The organism is Amycolatopsis sp. NPDC004378 (assembly GCF_053602455.1).
The window spans coordinates 309,210-324,926 of the sequence record NZ_JBSGDR010000002.1 but is presented as its reverse complement, the minus strand read 5'-3'; the positions used below and the strand labels follow the sequence as shown (position 1 = coordinate 324,926).

The window sequence follows — 15,717 nt, the reverse complement described above, 5'->3', positions numbered from 1 at the left end:
CTGCCCCCCGGACATCGGCGCCTGCCCCGGCCCACCAGCCGGACGCTGCGGCGGCACCCACCGAGGATCCTGCGGATGCAACCCACCCTGCGGAGCCTGTCCCCCGTGCGGATGAGGCCCACTTTGCGGGTGTTGCCCACTTTGCGGGTGTTGCCCACTTTGCGGGTGTTGCCCACTTTGCGGGTGCTGCCCACTTTGCGGGTGCTGCCCACCTTGCGGGTGCTGACCGCCCTGCTGGTGCTGCCCACTTTGCGGGTGCTGCACGCCTTGCGGCGGCTGCCCACCTTGGGGGTGCTGACCGCCCTGCTGGTGCGGCCCACTCTGCGGGACCTGCCCGCCTTGCGGCGGCTGCCCACCCGGCAGAGGCTGACTTCCCGGCGGTCGCTGTCCCTCATGCGGGATGTGCCCACCCACCTGAGGCTGACCGCCGTGCGGCGGCTGCCCACCGTGCTGGGGATAGCCACCCAGCGGCGGCTGCCCGCCTTGCGGGTGCTGCCCGCCCTGCGGGATCTGCCCGCCCTGCAGGATCTGCCCACCCTGCTGCAGATGTCCGCCCTGCGGCTGCCCGCCCTGCTGCGGCTGGCCGCCCTGCGGTTGGCCGCTGTGTGGCGCTGGCCCGCCGTGTGGTTGCCCGCCGTGTGGCATTGGCCCGCCCTGCGGTTGCCCGCCGTGCGGCATTGGCCCGCCCTGCGGCTGGCCACCCCACGGCTGCTGCCCTTGGCCATGCGGTTGTCCGGCATGAGGTGGCTGCTGTGGGTAACCACCGGGCGCAGCCTCGCTGCGCGACGAAGGGCCACCGTGCAGCGGCTGCCCGCCATGCGCAGGCAAACCGCCCTGCGGCGGCTGACCGTGTGGTGGTTGCCCAGCTGCCTGACCGCGCTGCCCACCCTGATGCGGGTAACCACGGTGCTGTGGCGGCTGCCCACCCTGGGGCGGCCGCCCGCTCAGCGGCATCCGACGCGGGTCCTGCGGTGGCTGGCCGCCGCGGGGAGGCGTTGGCTGCTGGGGCGACGGGCCGCCCGCTCGCGGGGCCGGGCCGCCGCCGTTCGGCATTCCGGCTGCTGGGGGTGAGAATCCGCCGGCTGGTGGGGGCGTGGGCTGGCCGCCTTGGAACGGTGCCGCACCCGCGTCGGCCGCGAGGGGCTGGTTCGTGCCGCCAGTGAAGCCCGCCGCTCCGACGTTGTCCTGGGGGCGGCCGCCCGTCAGGCGTCCTGGTTCCTGGCCGAATCCTGGTGGGGCCATGCCGTAGCCGCCGCTTGACGAGCCGCTCGGCGAGTTGTGCGACGGTGCGCCCGAAGAACTCGGCAAGCCGTTTCCGCTCGACGCTGCTGGCCCGCCCGATGAGCTTGGCAGTCCGCCTCCCGAGGCAGGCGCGCCGCCGCCCATCGACGGTGCTGCCGGTTGGCTCGGTGCCGGGGCCTGGGACTGCTGCTGAGGTGCCTGGCTGTCCGCAGTCCTCGGCTCGGCCTGTTGCTGGGGGGCCGGGTTGTCGGCCGCGGCTCTGACCTCGGGCTGGTGGGGCGCCGCCGGGCTTTCGGCCTGCTGGACGTGGTCGGAACTCGGCCGTGGGGCGTCCGACGCCTCCGCGGCTTGCCGAGGCTCGACGGGCTGACGTTCCGGGCCCTGATCCGACCCAATGTCCGGAGCTGACTGGGACGACGACTCATGCCGCTGGGGCTCCTCACCGCGCGACTCCGGCTCAGCCCGCGACTCGGGCTCACTTCGCGACTGAGGCTCCGGCGAGGACTCGGGCTCTGACGCCGAGCGCGGCTCCGGCGAGGATTCGGGCTCTGACGCCGAGCGTGGCTCCGGCGAGGATTCGGGCTCTGACGCCGAGCGTGGCTCCGGCGAGGACTCGGGCTCCGACGACGAGCGCGGCTCCGACGAAGACTCAGGCTCCGACGACGAGCGCGGCTCCGACGAAGTCTCAGGCTCCGACGACGAGCCCGCCTCCCCACCGCGAGCCTCCCCCGAACCCCCAGCCCCGCCAGGCTCCCGAGGAATGTTCGCCTCGTGAATCGAGTGCATCTGCTCCTTGGCGCCCCCGACAGCCCCACCAACAGCCCCGCTAGACGCCCCCGTCAGCAGCTGCTCCGGCGTCAAAGACCCCAAATCCCCGGTGACAGCCGCCTGCCCGACGGTCTGAGCGACCCCCTCCACAGCCCCGCGAGCCCCGGCCCGGAGTGCCGCGTCCGCGACCTGACCACCGGCCGAATGCGAAAGCCCCTCCGTCGCACCCCGGCCGATCGATCCCGAAGCCGCACCGACGACCCCGCCGACCGCGCCCGAAACCGCCGCGTCCGACGTCTTCGACCAGTCCCAGCTCTGGCGATCGCCCTTGGCCATCTGGAGGCCCTGGATTCCGGCGTCCATCCCCAGGTTGATGGCCTCGTTCTTGAGGACCTCCATGCCGATCTTCTTGAGGCCCTGCTTGAGCAGCTTCTCCAGCAGCTCCTTCGCGACCTGCTTGAACCCCTGCTGCGCGAGCTTCTCGAGCAGCTGCCGGAACAGCATCTGCACGGTCATGCGCGTCGCGACCTGGGCGGGGGCGATGCCTGCCGTCGAGCCGCCGAACGTCACCGCTGCCGCGGCGATCATCGCCGCGATCTGGGCCGCCAGCACGATCAGCGAGATGATGATCATGTACTTCGTGTACTCGACGTCCAATGCCGTCTGGTCGCACGAATCCCCGAGTGCCTTCGTCGCGTCGGCCAGCTGCTTGAAGTACGCCTCGTCGCCGTCGACGAACTTCTTCCACTGCTCGACGAACGCGTCCGCGCCGTCGCCGGTCCAGTTGTCGCGGATGCCGGACGCCGCCTGGTTACCCGCCTCGGACGCCGGGGCGATCGCCGAAGACGCCGTGTGCCAGGCGTCCCTCAACAAGCGCAGCTTGGTCTCGTCGCCTTCCGGCCAGCTTTCCCCGACGACGATCGGCAGCAGCCACTTGACCGCGTCGGGCATCTCCATACCCACGGGTCACTGCCCCTTGCCGAGCTGCGAGCTCACGTCCTGGTCGGCGCCCGACAGCGCCTTCATCGACTGGGCGACGTTCTGCTGCATACCCCGCAACCCCTGCACGAGGTTGGTGAAGCCTTCGACGGCGCCCTGCGAGCCGGGCACGTAGTCCTTGGCGAACTCCTTGCCGGAGTCGTCGTCACCCCAGCACGCGCCCTGCGCGTCGAGGGCGCCCTGCAACGTCTTCAGCGCGCTCTCCAGCCCGTCCGCCGCCGTGGTCAGGCCGTTCGACGCGCGCAGGACCGCGTCGGGTTCCGCGGTGAAGCCCGAGCCCCCTCCGGGCATCAGTCGCCCCTCGTCATCCAGGACGACGGGGGCTCTTCGTCCTCGTCACGCGGCGGGCGGACGCGCTTCGGCGCCGGCTTGGGTGCGGGCATCGGCGGCGGGACGGCCTCGTTGCGCAGGATCGGGCCGCCTTCTTCGAAGGACGGGGGCCGCGGCGCCGGCTCTTCTTCCTCGGCGAACTCCGGGATCTGCGGCACCAGCCCGGCCAGCGACGGCGCGCCCTCGACGAGGTCCGCGAGGTCGGGCAGGCCTTCGGTGATCGGCGCCATCAGGTCCGCGATCTTCTGCTTGACCTGCAGCGATCCCTGACGCACCAGCGTCTGGACGGTGTTCGCGAGCTGCGCGGGCGTCGTGCGCTCGAACGCGTTCGGCGCGAACTCGAGCTTCGCGAGGGTGCCGCCGGCGTCGATGGTGGCGCGGACCAGCCCGTCGGGGGACTGGACCTGAGCCGTGGTTTCGGCGGCCGCGGCCTGGGCGTCACGCAGCTGGGCGGTCTGCCGCTCGAAGTTCTCCAGAAGGGTGTCCATCTGGTCCTTCATCGCGGCATTGCGTGCTTCGAGCCGTGCACGGTCGTCGCCCGCGGTGGTCACAGGTGCCCCCGGTGTCCCTCGAACCTACTAATGACTTGCCGTCACCCTAATGCCAATGGAGCAGCGCCCGTGACCAGTTCGTGGTTTTCGTTCAACGAGTCGTGCGGCGCCGCGCCAGGACGTACCCGGCGCCGCCGACCAGGTAGCAGACGGTCGCCGCGATCAGCAGGCCCGGCGCGCGGCCGTCGTCCGGCACGACCAGCGCACCCAGCGAGACCGCCGCGACCTGCGTGATGTTGAAGAGCGTGTCGTACAGCGCGAAGACCCGGCCGCGGGCTTCGTCGGCGACGTCGAGCTGGATCGACGAGTCGACGCAGAGCTTGAGCACCTGGCCGGCGCCGGTGATGACGAACGACGCGACCAGCGCCAGCGGCAGCACCATCGGCAGGCCCAGCGCGGCCTGCGCGATCGCCGCGAGCAGCAGCGACCCGAGGACCGCGCGCAGCCGGCCGAACTTCCGGATCAGCCGGGCGGTCAGCAGCCCGGCCAGCAGCAGGCCGGCCCCGGCGAGCGCCGCCATCTGGCCGAGCCCGGGCAGCCCGGCGCGGAAGATGCCGTGGTCGGTGAAGTAGTTCCGCATCAGCAGCACGGTGACCAGCAGCGACACCGCGAAGGACGCCCGGTGCGCGAACAGCGCGAGGAACCCGGCCGTGACGCTCGGCGCGCGCCACGCGTGCTTCGCGCCGTCAGCCAGCCCTCGCGCGACGGCCAGCACGGGGTTCGGCGGCTCGTCGACCACCGTCGGCCCGAGCACTCCCCGCGCGAAGCCGCGGGCGATGAACGCCGAGACGAGCGTGCCGAGCACCGCGAACGCCGTGGTCTCGGCCGAGCCGAGATCGTTGCTGCCGAAGAGCGCGCGCAGGCCGATCGCGCAGCCGCCGCCGATCACGGCGACCACCGAGCCGAGCGTCGTGGCGAACGCGTTCGCCGTCACCACGCTTTCCGCGCGCACGACGTGCGGCAGGGACGCCGAAAGCCCGGAGCCGATGAAGCGGGAGATGCCTTCCGCCGCCAGGGCCAGCGAAAACAGGCCGAGCCCGCCGAACCCGAGCCCGACGGCGGCGGACGCCAGGACGATCGCCAGGCCGCGCAGGAGGTTCGCGAAGATGAGGACTTTCCGCCGGTCCCAGCGGTCGAGCAGGGCACCGGCGAACGGGCCGACGACCGAGTACGGCAGCAGGAGCGCGGCGAACCCGCCGGCGATGGCCAGCGGGTCGGCGGCGCGCTCGGGGTTGAACAGCACGGCACCGGCGAGTCCGGCGCGGAAGACGCCGTCACCCCAGCTGGCGGCGAAGCGGGTGAAGAGCAGACGTCGGAAGTCCGGGTCCTTGAGCAGCTCCCGGGGGCCTTTTCGCGTCGCCACACCGGCGCTGATCGTCACGAAGACAGAGTAATGGGTGGCCGGCGCACTAAGGTCGCCTCTCGGCGGCTATGCGCAGTGTGGCTCCAGCCGGACGGTATTCCACAAAGGCGGTTCTTCAGTGAGCCCGGGGGACACGGAGTGCGCCGACCAGTGTTTCAAACGAGGCGGGTGGGGCGATTGTTCCCGAGCCGAAGTAATTCGCCGGGTCGGGAGTGGGATCATGGGTCGCGTGCCAGCGGACGCCGAGGTTGAACCGGGAACGCTCCTGGTCGCCGCCCCCACGATGGTCGACCCCAACTTCCGGCGGACCGTGGTGTTCGTCATCGACCACCGCGGCGAGGGCACGCTCGGCGTGGTCCTGAACCGGCCGAGCGAGGTCGCCGTGCACGACGTGCTGCCGAACTGGGGCGGGCACGTCGCCGAGCCGCAGTCGGTGTTCGTGGGCGGGCCGGTCGAGAAGAAGACCGCGCTGTGCCTGGCCGCGCTGCGCACCGGCGAGACGGCGGCGAGCGTGCCGGGCGTGATCGCCGTCCGCGGGCCCGTCGCGCTGGTCGACCTGGACACCGATCCCGAGGTCCTCGTGCCGAAGGTCCGCGGCGTGCGCGTCTTCGCCGGCTACGCGGGCTGGGACTCGGGGCAGCTGGCGGGCGAGATCGAGCGGGACGACTGGGTCATCGTGCCCGCGCTGCCGAGCGACATCCTGGCCTCGCCGAAGGGCGACCTGTGGAGCCAGGTGCTGCGCCGCCAGGGCATCCCGCTGGCGCTGCTGGCCACCCACCCGGGCGACCTGCAGCGGAACTAGGCCTCTTCCTTCTGGAAGACGCCGCAGCCGCCGGCACCGCACGCGCACCCGCTGCACCCGGCGGGCGCCGCGGCCGGCGCGGGCACGGTCAGCGCGGCCCGGTTGCCGAGCACGCCCCCGCCCATGACCAGCACGAGCATCGCGAGCACGCCCGCGAACGCGGCGGCGATCAGGCCCCCGGTCGTCGGCATGGCCAGCCCGGCCAGCCCGGCGAGCACGGAGATCGCGCCCCCGGCCATGGTCGGCAGGGCCGCGACGCGGTTGGCCAGCTTGAACGCCTCTTCGCTGCGCAACGCCGCCTGCGTGCGCACCCCGGTGCCGCCCTCGCGCGTCAAGCGCTCGCGGAACCCGAGGAACCCACCAAAGCCGACGAGCAGACCCAGCACGACCGGAACCAGCGCGATAGCGAACACGGACCAAGGATAAGCGTGACGTCCCGGCAACCTGCCGGATACCCTGACCGACTGTGCTACAGGCCATGTCACCACGCGTACTTCCCACTGTGCTGGCCCTTGGTCTGATCGGGGGAATTCTCGCCGCGACCCCGGCGAACGCCACCGAGAGTCACCAGCGGCCCGTCCGGTTGCTCGGCGAGCAGATCGTCCCGAACTCCCTGCTCTTCCAGGGCACGGTCGTCGGCGGTCTGTCCAGCATCGACTACGACCCGCGGACCGGCGGCTACGCGCTGATCTGCGACGACCGGTCGGCCATCAACCCCGCCCGCTTCTACACCGCGACCTTCCCGGTGTCCGCGAAGGGCGTCGGCCCGGTCACGTTCACGGGCACGAAGCCGCTGCTGCGCCCGGACGGCACGCCGTACCCGCCGCTCACGCAGAACGACCCCGCGAAGCCGCAGAACGAGCAGACGATCGACCCCGAAGAGCTGCGGGTCGACCCGTGGACCGGCGACTACTACTGGTCGCAGGAGGGCGAGCGCACCGCCACGACGTTGATCGACCCGTCGATCCGGGAGGCGCGCCGCGACGGGAAATACGTCCGCGACCTGCCGATCCCCGCGAACGAGAAGATGACGCCGACGGCCGGGCCGCGGCAGAACCTCGTGCTCGAGGGCATCACCTTCACCGGCTACGGCTCGCTGCTGGCCAGCGAGGTCGAGGGCCCGCTGCTGCAGGACGGCCCGGAGTCGACCCGCACGACCGGCGGCGTCTCGCGGATCACACTGCAGTCGCGGTTCGGCCCGGTCCTGGCGCAGTACGCGTACCCGCAGGAGCCGATTTTCGCGTCACCGGTGCCCGCCGGCGCGTTCGCGACCACCGGCGTCTCGTCGATGCTGGCCGTCGACCAGGCCGACCCGACGAAGTTCCTGATGATGGAGCGCTCGTTCGTGACCGGCGTCGGCAACAAGGTCCGCGTCTACGAGATCGACACGAAGGGCGCCACGAACGTCCTGAACGTGAAGTCCCTGGCCGGCGCCAAGAACGTGAAGCCGGTGAAGAAGCGCCTGCTCTTCGACGCCGCCGACCTCGGGCTGTCCACTGTGGACAACCTGGAGGGGATGACCTGGGGCCCGAAGCTGCCGGGCGGCGAGCGCAGCTTGATCATCGTCAGCGACAACAACTTCTCGGCCACGCAGGTCACGCAGTTCGCCGCAGTGGCGGTCCCCTCGGAACGGCTTTGACCAGCAAGTTACGATGAACGTATGAACACGGCTCGGCTGCTCCTTAGCCTGCCGCGCTGACCGGGTCCGGCCCGGCCGGCGCGGCGACCCCTCATGCCCTGGTGGCTGAGGGGTCGAGTTGTTTCTGGAGTAGCTCGCGACGAAGGAAGACGTCATGACTGAGGCGACAGGGACCGACGTCCCGGCGCACCGCTACACGGCCGCGCTGGCGGGTCAGATCGAGCAGCGCTGGCAGGACCACTGGGCCGACCAGGGGACCTTCCACGCGCCGAACCCCGTCGGGCCGCTCGCCGTCGAGGGGCAGCCGGTGCCCAGCGACAAGCTGTTCGTCCAGGACATGTTCCCGTACCCGTCGGGCTCCGGCCTGCACGTCGGGCACCCGCTGGGCTTCATCAGCACCGACGTCTTCGCCCGGTACCACCGGATGATCGGGCGCAACGTGCTGCACACGATGGGCTTCGACGCGTTCGGCCTGCCGGCCGAGCAGTACGCGGTCCAGACCGGGCAGCACCCGCGCAAGACGACCGAGGAGAACATCCGGACCTACCTGCGCCAGATCCGGCGCCTGGGCCTGGGCCACGACGAACGCCGGCGCATCTCCACGATCGACCCCGAGTACTACCGCTGGACGCAGTGGATCTTCCTGCAGATCTTCAACTCCTGGTACGACACCGAGGCGGGCAAGGCGCGCCCGATCGCCGAGCTGGAGGCCGCGTTCGCCGACGGCTCGCGCCCGACGCCGGACGGCCGTGACTGGGCGTCGCTGAGCGCGTCCGAGCGGAAGAAGATCATCGACGACCACCGGCTGGTGTACATCTCCGAAGCGCCGGTCAACTGGTGCCCGGGCCTGGGCACGGTGCTGTCGAACGAAGAGGTCACCGCCGACGGCCGCAGCGAGCGCGGCAACTTCCCCGTCTTCCGCCGCAACCTGCGGCAGTGGATGATGCGGATCACCGCGTACGCCGACCGCCTGGTCGACGACCTGGACCTGCTGGACTGGCCGGAGAAGGTCAAGTCCATGCAGCGGAACTGGATCGGCCGCTCGCACGGCGCGCGAGTCACGTTCAAGGCCGGCGAAGACGCGATCGAGGTCTTCACGACCAGGCCGGACACCCTGTTCGGCGCCACCTACATGGTGCTGGCGCCGGAGCACCCGCTGGTCGACAAGCTGACCGCGGCCGAGTGGCCCGCCGACGTCGACCCCCGCTGGACCGGTGGCGCGGCGACGCCCGCCGAGGCCATCAAGGAGTACCGCGTCGCGGCGTCGCGCAAGTCCGAGCTGGACCGGCAGGAGAACAAGGAGAAGACCGGCGTCTTCACCGGCGCGTACGCGACGAACCCGGTCAACGGCAAGCAGATCCCGATCTTCGTCGCCGACTACGTCCTGATGGGCTACGGCACCGGCGCGATCATGGCCGTCCCCGGCCAGGACGTGCGCGACTGGGAGTTCGCCGAGAAGTTCGGGCTGGACATCATCCGGACCGTGCAGCCGTCGGAAGGCTTCGACGGCAAGGCGTACACGGGCGACGGCCCGGCGATCAACTCCGGCTTCCTGGACGGCATGGACGTCGCCGAGGCCAAGAAGACGATCATCGAGAAGCTGGCCGAAGACGGCACCGGCGTCGGCACGGTGCAGTACAAGCTGCGCGACTGGCTGTTCTCGCGCCAGCGCTACTGGGGCGAGCCGTTCCCGGTGGTCTACGACGAGGCCGGTGAAGTCCACGCCGTTCCCGAGTCGATGCTGCCGATCGAGCTGCCCGAGGTCGCCGACTACTCGCCGGTGACGTTCGACCCGGAGGACCGCGACTCGATGCCGTCGTCCCCGCTGGCGCGCGCGACCGACTGGGTCGAGGTCGAGCTGGACCTGGGCGACGGCGTCAAGAAGTACCGCCGCGACATAAACACGATGCCGAACTGGGCGGGTTCGTGCTGGTACCAGCTGCGCTACCTGGACCCGACGAACGCCGAGACGTTCTGCGCGCCCGAAAACGAGGCGTACTGGATGGGCCCGCGGCCCGGCGAGTACGGCGCGGACGACACCGGCGGTGTCGACCTGTACGTCGGCGGCGTCGAGCACGCGGTGCTGCACCTGCTGTACTCGCGGTTCTGGCACAAGGTGCTGTTCGACCTGGGGCACGTGACGTCCAAGGAGCCGTACCGGCGGCTGTTCAACCAGGGCTACATCGAGGCGTACGCGTACACGGACTCGCGCGGCGTCTACGTCCCGGCCGAGCAGGTGGAAGAGCGCGACGGCAAGTACTTCTACAACGGCGAGGAAGTCGCCCAGGAGTACGGCAAGATGGGCAAGAGCCTGAAGAACGTCGTCACGCCGGACGAGATGGCCGAGAACTACGGCGCCGACACGTTCCGGTTCTACGAGATGGCGATGGGCCCGCTGGCCATGTCGCGCCCGTGGGCGACCAAGGACGTCGTGGGCGCGCACCGGTTCCTGCAGCGGCTGTGGCGCCTGGTCGTCGACGAGGCGACGGGCGAGCTGCGAGTGTCCACTGAGGACGCTTCGGAGGCGGACCGCAAGGTTCTGCACCGGACCATCGCGGGCGTCCGCGAGGACTACGCGGAGATGCGGTTCAACACGGCCGGCGCGAAGCTGATCGAGCTGAACAACCACGTCACCAAGGTGTACGGCGCGGCCGCGTCGACGCCGCGTGAGCTGGCCGAGCCGCTGGTGCTGATGCTGGCGCCGCTGGCCCCGCACCTGGCGGAGGAGCTGTGGCACCGGCTGGGCCACGCGGATTCGCTGGTGCAGGGCCCGTTCCCGGTGGTGGACGAGAAGTACCTGGTGGAGGACTCGGTCGAGTACCCGATCCAGGTCAACGGCAAGGTCCGGTCCCGGGTCACGGTGCCGGCTTCGGCGTCGCAGGACGAGGTCCAGGCGGCGGCGCTGGCGGACGAGAAGGTCGCGGCGATGGTCGGCGAAGGCGGGCCGCGCAAGGTGATCGTGGTGCCGGGACGGCTGGTCAACATCGTCCTGTAGCGCCGAGTCCGAAAGCCGCCGGTGCTTCTCCGGGGTTCCCGATTTGATTGAACGGTCAAGGAAAACCGTTCGAGCGAAGGAGAACCGGGGATGACCCTCGACGGCAAGGTGGCGCTGGTGACGGGCGGCAGCCGCGGCATCGGCGCGGCCACGGCACTGCGGCTCGCCGAGGACGGCGCGGACGTCGCGCTGACGTACGTGCACAACGGCGCGCGGGCGGCCGAGGTGGTCGAGCAGATCAAGAACCTCGGCCGTCGCGCGCTGGCCGTCCCGGCGGACTCGGCCGACGCCGCCGCGGTTTCGGCGGCGGTCACGGCGACGGTGGCGGAGTTCGGCCGGCTCGACGTGCTGGTCAACAACGCGGGCGTCGGCTTCGTCGGCGCGTTCGCCGAGACGGCGCTGGAAGACGTCGACCGCGTGCTGGCGGTGAACGTCCGCGGCGTCTTCGCGACGACCCAGGCGGCGGCCGGGGTCCTGTCGGACGGCGGCCGCGTGATCACGATCGGCAGCTGCGTCACGGACCGGGTCCCGGGCCCGGGCATGGCGCTGTACGCGACGAGCAAGGCGGCGATGGTCGGCCTGACCAAGGCGCTGGCCAGGGAACTGGGCCCGCGCGGCATCACGGTCAACCTGGTCCACCCGGGCCCGACGGACACGGACATGAACCCGGCGGACGGCCCGTACGCGGCGGACCAGCGCGCTCTCACGGCGTTCGACCGCTACGGGGCGCCGTCCGAGGTGGCGGCGGCGGTCGCGTACCTGGCGTCACCGGGCGCCGAGTACGTGACGGCGGCGGTGCTGTCGGTGGACGGCGGCCACGCGGCCTAGCCGGAGTAGAGCCCGATCTCCCGGGCGAGGTCGATGAGCATCGCCTCGAACAGGACGTCCGGTTTGGACATGGGGATCGGGTAGTTGCCGAAGACCTCGAGCGTGACGTGCCCGTAGAGCCGGGCCCAGAACTGGATCATCAGGTACGTCACGCCGAGGTCGATCTTCTCCACCGGCACCTCGGTGTCGGACTCGACGAGCACGTTGACCAGCGATTCCTGGAACGTCCGGAGGTCGTCCCGCAGCTCATCGGGCACCCCGCTGGCCGAGGGCAGCACGATGTCGGTCCGCGCGAGCACCCGCCCGGCGGCGGCGAGGAAGATCCGCCCGAACGGCTCGTCGACCCGGCTCAGCGCACTCCCGGCCGCCGACCCGACACCCCCGGTCGGCGACGCGAACACGAGCGTGAATTCCTTCGTGTGGGTGAGCGCCCACCGCCGGAAGCCCTTGCAGATCGCGAACAGCTGCAGCATCCCGTCGTCCGGCAGCTCGGCGATGTCCTCGGCGAGCTCGTCGGCCAGGTCGGCACAGACGTCCAGCCGCAGGTTCTCGACCAGGTCGTCACGCGACTCGTAGTACCGGTAGAGCGCGGGCGCGGTGATCCCGAGCTCCCGCGCGATGGCACGCAGCGTGACCGCCTCGGGCCCCTGCTCGACGAGCAGCTTCCGGGCGGTCCGCCGGATGTCCTGTTCGGTAGCCGCACGCGCGCGACCCCTCCGCGTGGGGTGGCTCATCCGAACAGTCTAGGTGCTTACTACGACAAGTCTTGCATTAACGCGATCTCCGCCGTAACGAAAAGGTGCAGCTCAGGCCCGCGCCTTGACGTTGCTCATGACAGTGTCGGCGACCCCGCGCCCGAGCTGGCAGGCGTCCTTGCCCGAGTCGCTGCCCAGGACCAAGGAGATCGAATAAGCCAGCTCATCCGACACGCCGACGACGATCACACAGCTGCGCCGGCCACTGGCACCCACATCGACATAACCGACGGCCGGATACCCCTGCACGGGCTCGAGATCGTCGACCCAGCGGCCGGCTTTCGGCTTCTCGACCCTGTAGGTGAGGCTGAGCCCCTGCCCGGTCTTCGTCTCGTAGGCGACCAGGATTCCGGCCCCACTCCCGGAGGTACTGGCCCAGTCACACATCGGCCCGAGTTCCGAGTCCTTGGACTTGGCGGCGCCAGGCTGCCCGAGATATCCCGCCAATTGCGCATCGGTCAGCGCCGAGTCACAGGGACTGCCATCCAGAACCTTCGCGGGCAATGGGTTGTCCACCTTCGGCGCCCCGCTGTTCGGGAGTTCCGTGTTGCTCGACTCCGCGCTGCTCGACGGAGCTGGCGTGGCCGTCCCGGGCGTCTGGCGTTCCCCCGTGCACGACGCCAGCAACGTCGTTCCGACAATCGCGGCGGCGATGGCGGCTGGAATCCGGTGGATCATTCGAGGGACCCCTTGATCGTCTTCGTCGAATCCGCGGCCTGCTGGTCCGCTGCTTCCGTGATTCCGAGGGCTTGCCTCATCCTTTGGGTCAGCTCCGTGTAGTAGTCGAGTTGGTATCGCAGATGGCCCTGGTAATAGCGCCCGGTCTCATTGACGCCGTTCGGGCCGTTCACGGCGGCCTGGCTGACCGGTTCCTCCGCCGGCGGATTCGCCCGGCTCAGGATGTCCGCTTCACGGATCTGCTCGCTGATCGTGTTGAGTTGGTCCTCGGCCTTCTTGAGCATTGCCCGCATCTCGTCCGAGCTCATCGCGAACCCCTGACCACCGGCAGGCCGCGAAGCTCCGCTCACCAGATCGGTCGCCCAGAACCCGACCCCGCTGAAGATCGCGTTTCCCGGATTCGTCATCGCGTTCCTCCCCCCAACCCGTTCAGCGTCGCGTACAGGACATCGGTCAGCGCACCCCGGGTCCCCGGCTGAAAAGTCACCGCCGGCTCCCGTCCCGGACGCACGTACGTCAGCACTCGCCCGGTTCCCGCGATGTCCACCGCCGTGATCGGTGCGCTGCGCGATCCGCGGTTGACCGCGTAGCACTGGTGCAGCCCCGTCCGGCGGGCCGACATCAGCCGGCGTGCCCAGGTCAGGGGGTCGGTGCCGTGGTCCGTCGTCGGGTCTTCGAGGTCGTACGACTCCTCCGCCGCGCGGCCGGAGAACCGGGACTCCGGGATCGACGTCGCCGAGATCCGGGCCGGCGGGACCGGGGGCAGCACGTCGACCAGTGACTGCGCCAGCCGGGACGGCTCCGCCACGTCGATCCGGATCGTGTCGTCCTTGCGGATCAGGCGGAGCACGTCCGGGCCGGCCGCCGAGACCAGGACTGTGCCCGTTTCGTCCGCTTCGATGTCGCCCAGCCAGGCCGTGAACTGGTGGGTTCCCTTCGCCAGGACGCGCAGCATGTCGCGGAACTCGCGCGTCAGCGTGCCGCCCGCGGCGAGCCGCAACGACGTGAGGACGTCGAGCACCTTCTCGTCGAGCCGCTTGCGGGTTTCGTCGCCGAGCCAGTGGTTGTCCGCCCCGAGGACCGCCGGCGGCGGGCCGTGCCGCTCCCACTCCCACGCCGTGAGCAGGGCGGTCTTCGGCAGGAAGATCACAGCCCGATCACCGGGGGCACGGTCCGTTCGTCCGATCCGCCGAAGATGCTCTCCGGGTCGGCTTCCACCAGGTACGACGCGCGCTGGTGCTCTTCGTCTTCGGATTTGCCGCCCTTGGCGCCGTGGCCCATGCCGCCCATCCCGGACGAGCCGGGCTTGCCCGCCGCGCCGCCGGTGCGCATTCCGCCGGGACGGCTTTCGCCGAGTGCGCCGGCTCCGGTCGACGCGCCGGCACCGCGGGCGCCCGGGGAGCCGCCGCCCACGCCGGACGACGCTCCCGAGCCCGGCCCGAGGCCGCCACCAGGACCGAAGCCCCCGGGGCCGAAACCGCCACCGAAGCCGCCAGGGCCGAACCCGGACCCGCCGCCCGGCCCGGAACCCGGTCCGAACCCACCGCTCGTTCCCGGCGGCTGGTAGCCCGGCGGGTACTGCGTCGACGGCGGGACGTACCCCTGCGCCCGGACGCTGTCGTCCACCCCGGTCGGCGGCGTCACCTGGCCCGGCGTCACCTGGCCCGGCGTCACCTGGCCCGGCGGTGGCTGGACCGCCGGCGGTGGCTGCACCTGCGCGCCGATCCGCCGGTCGTCCCCGCCGACCTCCGAGCGTGACCGCTTCCTGGGCGGCTCGACCGGCTGCTTCGGGTCCGCCACCTTGAATTCGCCGCCGTCGTACGCGCCGAGCTGGCCGTAGTCGATCGTCCGGCTCGCGGTGTTCGAGCTGGACTGCTGCGAGTACGCGTTGTACCGCTCGACGTTCTCGGCGGCCTTCTGGTTGTACTGGTTGATCTTGTCTTCGGTGTCGGTGTCCCACGGCGTCGCGACGTCCCAGGCGCTGCGCGTCGGCGGCTGGTCCGTGACGTCCGGGTGCAGCGAGTTCTTCATCTGGTGGAACTGGTCGATCTGAGCCTGGGACAGCGTCGAGTTGCGGTCCAGCGTCGTCGACGCCGAGGTCGCCGACGCGGTCAGCGGCTGGAGGCGCCGGCGAGCCGCGTCCGAGGCGCCGCCGGTCCACGCGGATTCGAGGCCGGACGTCAGTTCGCGGGTGCCCTGTTCGAGCCGGCGCTGGTACGACGACTGGTCGACACCCGCCTGGTGCACCTTCTGCAGCGACTCGGTGCCCGGCCCCCGCAGCACGGCCTGCACCAGCTGGCCCGGCGACAACCCGGCGGCCCGCGGGTCGTTCGCACCCGTGCCGGTCTGCGACCCGATGTACGCCCCCGCGACCGCGCCGAGCGGACCGCCCGCGAGCAGGCCGATGCCCGCGCCGTTCAAGACTTTGCCGAGCCCTTCGCCCCCGGACTCGACGGCGTGCGCGATTTCCGACCCGACGTGCCTCGCGGCGTCGAGCATGTCGCCGAACAACCCCACCGAACTGCGCTCCCCTCGCGTTCGATCTCCCCTCCTGCGCTACGCACGATAGCGCAGTGGTTACGGCCGGTGGGGCGAATCGATCATGCCGACGAGAACCGCGGGCGCCGGGGACTGGGCGCCGCCGACGCCGATCACTCGGGGGGCTACGTGATCGGCGCCGGCGACCCGATGCCCTGCCGGCTCGCGCCGGTTCGGGCAACGCCACCACGTCTCGCGTGATGACGCACCTGGAGAGCGGGACCGGTCC

Annotated in this window: 14 protein-coding genes and 1 pseudogene; 5 read left to right on the top strand and 10 right to left on the bottom strand. The window is 71.0% G+C overall.

Annotated features, from left to right (window positions below):
- Window positions 1-165 precede the first annotated feature (165 nt).
- Window positions 166-1,071, top strand: coding sequence for a hypothetical protein (locus ACWEN0_RS09220; protein WP_451972031.1), 906 nt, complete (start codon window positions 166-168; stop codon window positions 1,069-1,071).
- Window positions 1,072-2,535: 1,464 nt separating this feature from the next.
- Here ACWEN0_RS09220 and ACWEN0_RS09215 read toward each other — a convergent pair.
- From ACWEN0_RS09215 to ACWEN0_RS09200, 4 genes and pseudogenes are all read right to left on the bottom strand, one after another.
- Window positions 2,536-2,961 (bottom strand): annotated as a pseudogene (locus ACWEN0_RS09215) (WXG100 family type VII secretion target); the annotation flags it as partial.
- Between the two features lie 15 nt (window positions 2,962-2,976).
- Entirely contained in the window at window positions 2,977-3,300 is a 324-nt protein-coding gene (locus ACWEN0_RS09210; protein WP_451970716.1) for a WXG100 family type VII secretion target, read from the bottom strand.
- Window positions 3,300-3,839, bottom strand: a complete 540-nt coding sequence (locus ACWEN0_RS09205; RefSeq protein WP_451970713.1) for a YbaB/EbfC family nucleoid-associated protein — start codon at window positions 3,837-3,839, stop codon at window positions 3,300-3,302. The genes ACWEN0_RS09210 and ACWEN0_RS09205 overlap by 1 nt, the downstream gene beginning before the upstream one ends.
- Window positions 3,840-3,981: 142 nt before the next feature.
- Entirely contained in the window at window positions 3,982-5,271 is a 1,290-nt protein-coding gene (locus ACWEN0_RS09200) for an MFS transporter (RefSeq protein ID WP_451970710.1), read from the bottom strand.
- A gap of 202 nt (window positions 5,272-5,473) precedes the next feature.
- Between ACWEN0_RS09200 and ACWEN0_RS09195 the strand changes: the two genes are divergently transcribed.
- A complete protein-coding gene (locus ACWEN0_RS09195; RefSeq protein ID WP_451970707.1) occupies window positions 5,474-6,055 on the top strand; it encodes a YqgE/AlgH family protein in 582 nt (193 codons plus the stop codon).
- Here ACWEN0_RS09195 and ACWEN0_RS09190 read toward each other — a convergent pair.
- Window positions 6,052-6,468 (bottom strand): SdpI family protein, encoded by a 417-nt coding sequence (locus tag ACWEN0_RS09190; protein ID WP_451970704.1) that lies wholly within the window; start codon window positions 6,466-6,468, stop codon window positions 6,052-6,054. The two genes, ACWEN0_RS09195 and ACWEN0_RS09190, sit on opposite strands and share 4 nt — an antisense overlap.
- A gap of 65 nt (window positions 6,469-6,533) precedes the next feature.
- On the opposite strand from ACWEN0_RS09190, the gene ACWEN0_RS09185 reads away from it, so the two are divergent.
- The 3 genes from ACWEN0_RS09185 to ACWEN0_RS09175 all read left to right on the top strand — a co-directional run bounded on the left by ACWEN0_RS09185 (window position 6,534) and on the right by ACWEN0_RS09175 (window position 11,517).
- Window positions 6,534-7,694, top strand: a complete 1,161-nt coding sequence (locus tag ACWEN0_RS09185; RefSeq protein ID WP_451970702.1) for an esterase-like activity of phytase family protein — start codon at window positions 6,534-6,536, stop codon at window positions 7,692-7,694.
- A gap of 154 nt (window positions 7,695-7,848) precedes the next feature.
- Window positions 7,849-10,689, top strand: coding sequence for a leucine--tRNA ligase (leuS, locus tag ACWEN0_RS09180; protein ID WP_451970699.1), 2,841 nt, complete (start codon window positions 7,849-7,851; stop codon window positions 10,687-10,689).
- Window positions 10,690-10,779: 90 nt separating this feature from the next.
- Window positions 10,780-11,517, top strand: coding sequence for an SDR family oxidoreductase (locus ACWEN0_RS09175; RefSeq protein WP_451970696.1), 738 nt, complete (start codon window positions 10,780-10,782; stop codon window positions 11,515-11,517).
- Here the strand turns inward: ACWEN0_RS09175 and ACWEN0_RS09170 are convergent.
- The 5 genes from ACWEN0_RS09170 to ACWEN0_RS09150 form a co-directional block, all read right to left on the bottom strand.
- Window positions 11,514-12,251, bottom strand: coding sequence for a TetR/AcrR family transcriptional regulator (locus tag ACWEN0_RS09170; protein WP_451970693.1), 738 nt, complete (start codon window positions 12,249-12,251; stop codon window positions 11,514-11,516). The two genes, ACWEN0_RS09175 and ACWEN0_RS09170, sit on opposite strands and share 4 nt — an antisense overlap.
- A 72-nt stretch (window positions 12,252-12,323) precedes the next feature.
- Window positions 12,324-12,950, bottom strand: a complete 627-nt coding sequence (locus ACWEN0_RS09165) for a DUF3558 domain-containing protein (protein ID WP_451970690.1) — start codon at window positions 12,948-12,950, stop codon at window positions 12,324-12,326.
- On the bottom strand, window positions 12,947-13,357 hold the full coding sequence (locus ACWEN0_RS09160; protein WP_451970687.1) for a hypothetical protein: 411 nt from the start codon (window positions 13,355-13,357) through the stop codon (window positions 12,947-12,949). The genes ACWEN0_RS09165 and ACWEN0_RS09160 overlap by 4 nt, the downstream gene beginning before the upstream one ends.
- The gene (locus ACWEN0_RS09155) at window positions 13,354-14,100 is read right to left on the bottom strand and encodes an ESX secretion-associated protein EspG (RefSeq protein ID WP_451970684.1); all 747 of its coding nucleotides are present in this window, start codon (window positions 14,098-14,100) and stop codon (window positions 13,354-13,356) included. The genes ACWEN0_RS09160 and ACWEN0_RS09155 overlap by 4 nt, the downstream gene beginning before the upstream one ends.
- Window positions 14,097-15,467, bottom strand: coding sequence for a hypothetical protein (locus tag ACWEN0_RS09150; protein WP_451970682.1), 1,371 nt, complete (start codon window positions 15,465-15,467; stop codon window positions 14,097-14,099). Before ACWEN0_RS09150 ends, ACWEN0_RS09155 begins: the two co-directional genes overlap by 4 nt.
- Window positions 15,468-15,717: the final 250 nt, after the last annotated feature.

Excerpts from the sequence above, each read along its gene's own strand:
- ACWEN0_RS09210 (WP_451970716.1), bottom strand. The coding sequence starts at position 3,300 with ATGCCCGGAGGGGGCTCGGGCTTCACCGCGGAACCCGACGCGGTCCTG.
- ACWEN0_RS09205 (WP_451970713.1), bottom strand. The coding sequence starts at position 3,839 with ATGAAGGACCAGATGGACACCCTTCTGGAGAACTTCGAGCGGCAGACC.
- ACWEN0_RS09195 (WP_451970707.1), top strand. The coding sequence starts at position 5,474 with ATGGGTCGCGTGCCAGCGGACGCCGAGGTTGAACCGGGAACGCTCCTG.
- ACWEN0_RS09185 (WP_451970702.1), top strand. The coding sequence starts at position 6,534 with ATGTCACCACGCGTACTTCCCACTGTGCTGGCCCTTGGTCTGATCGGG.
- leuS (WP_451970699.1), top strand. The coding sequence starts at position 7,849 with ATGACTGAGGCGACAGGGACCGACGTCCCGGCGCACCGCTACACGGCC.
- ACWEN0_RS09175 (WP_451970696.1), top strand. The coding sequence starts at position 10,780 with ATGACCCTCGACGGCAAGGTGGCGCTGGTGACGGGCGGCAGCCGCGGC.
- ACWEN0_RS09170 (WP_451970693.1), bottom strand. The coding sequence starts at position 12,251 with ATGAGCCACCCCACGCGGAGGGGTCGCGCGCGTGCGGCTACCGAACAG.
- ACWEN0_RS09165 (WP_451970690.1), bottom strand. The coding sequence starts at position 12,950 with ATGATCCACCGGATTCCAGCCGCCATCGCCGCCGCGATTGTCGGAACG.
- ACWEN0_RS09160 (WP_451970687.1), bottom strand. The coding sequence starts at position 13,357 with ATGACGAATCCGGGAAACGCGATCTTCAGCGGGGTCGGGTTCTGGGCG.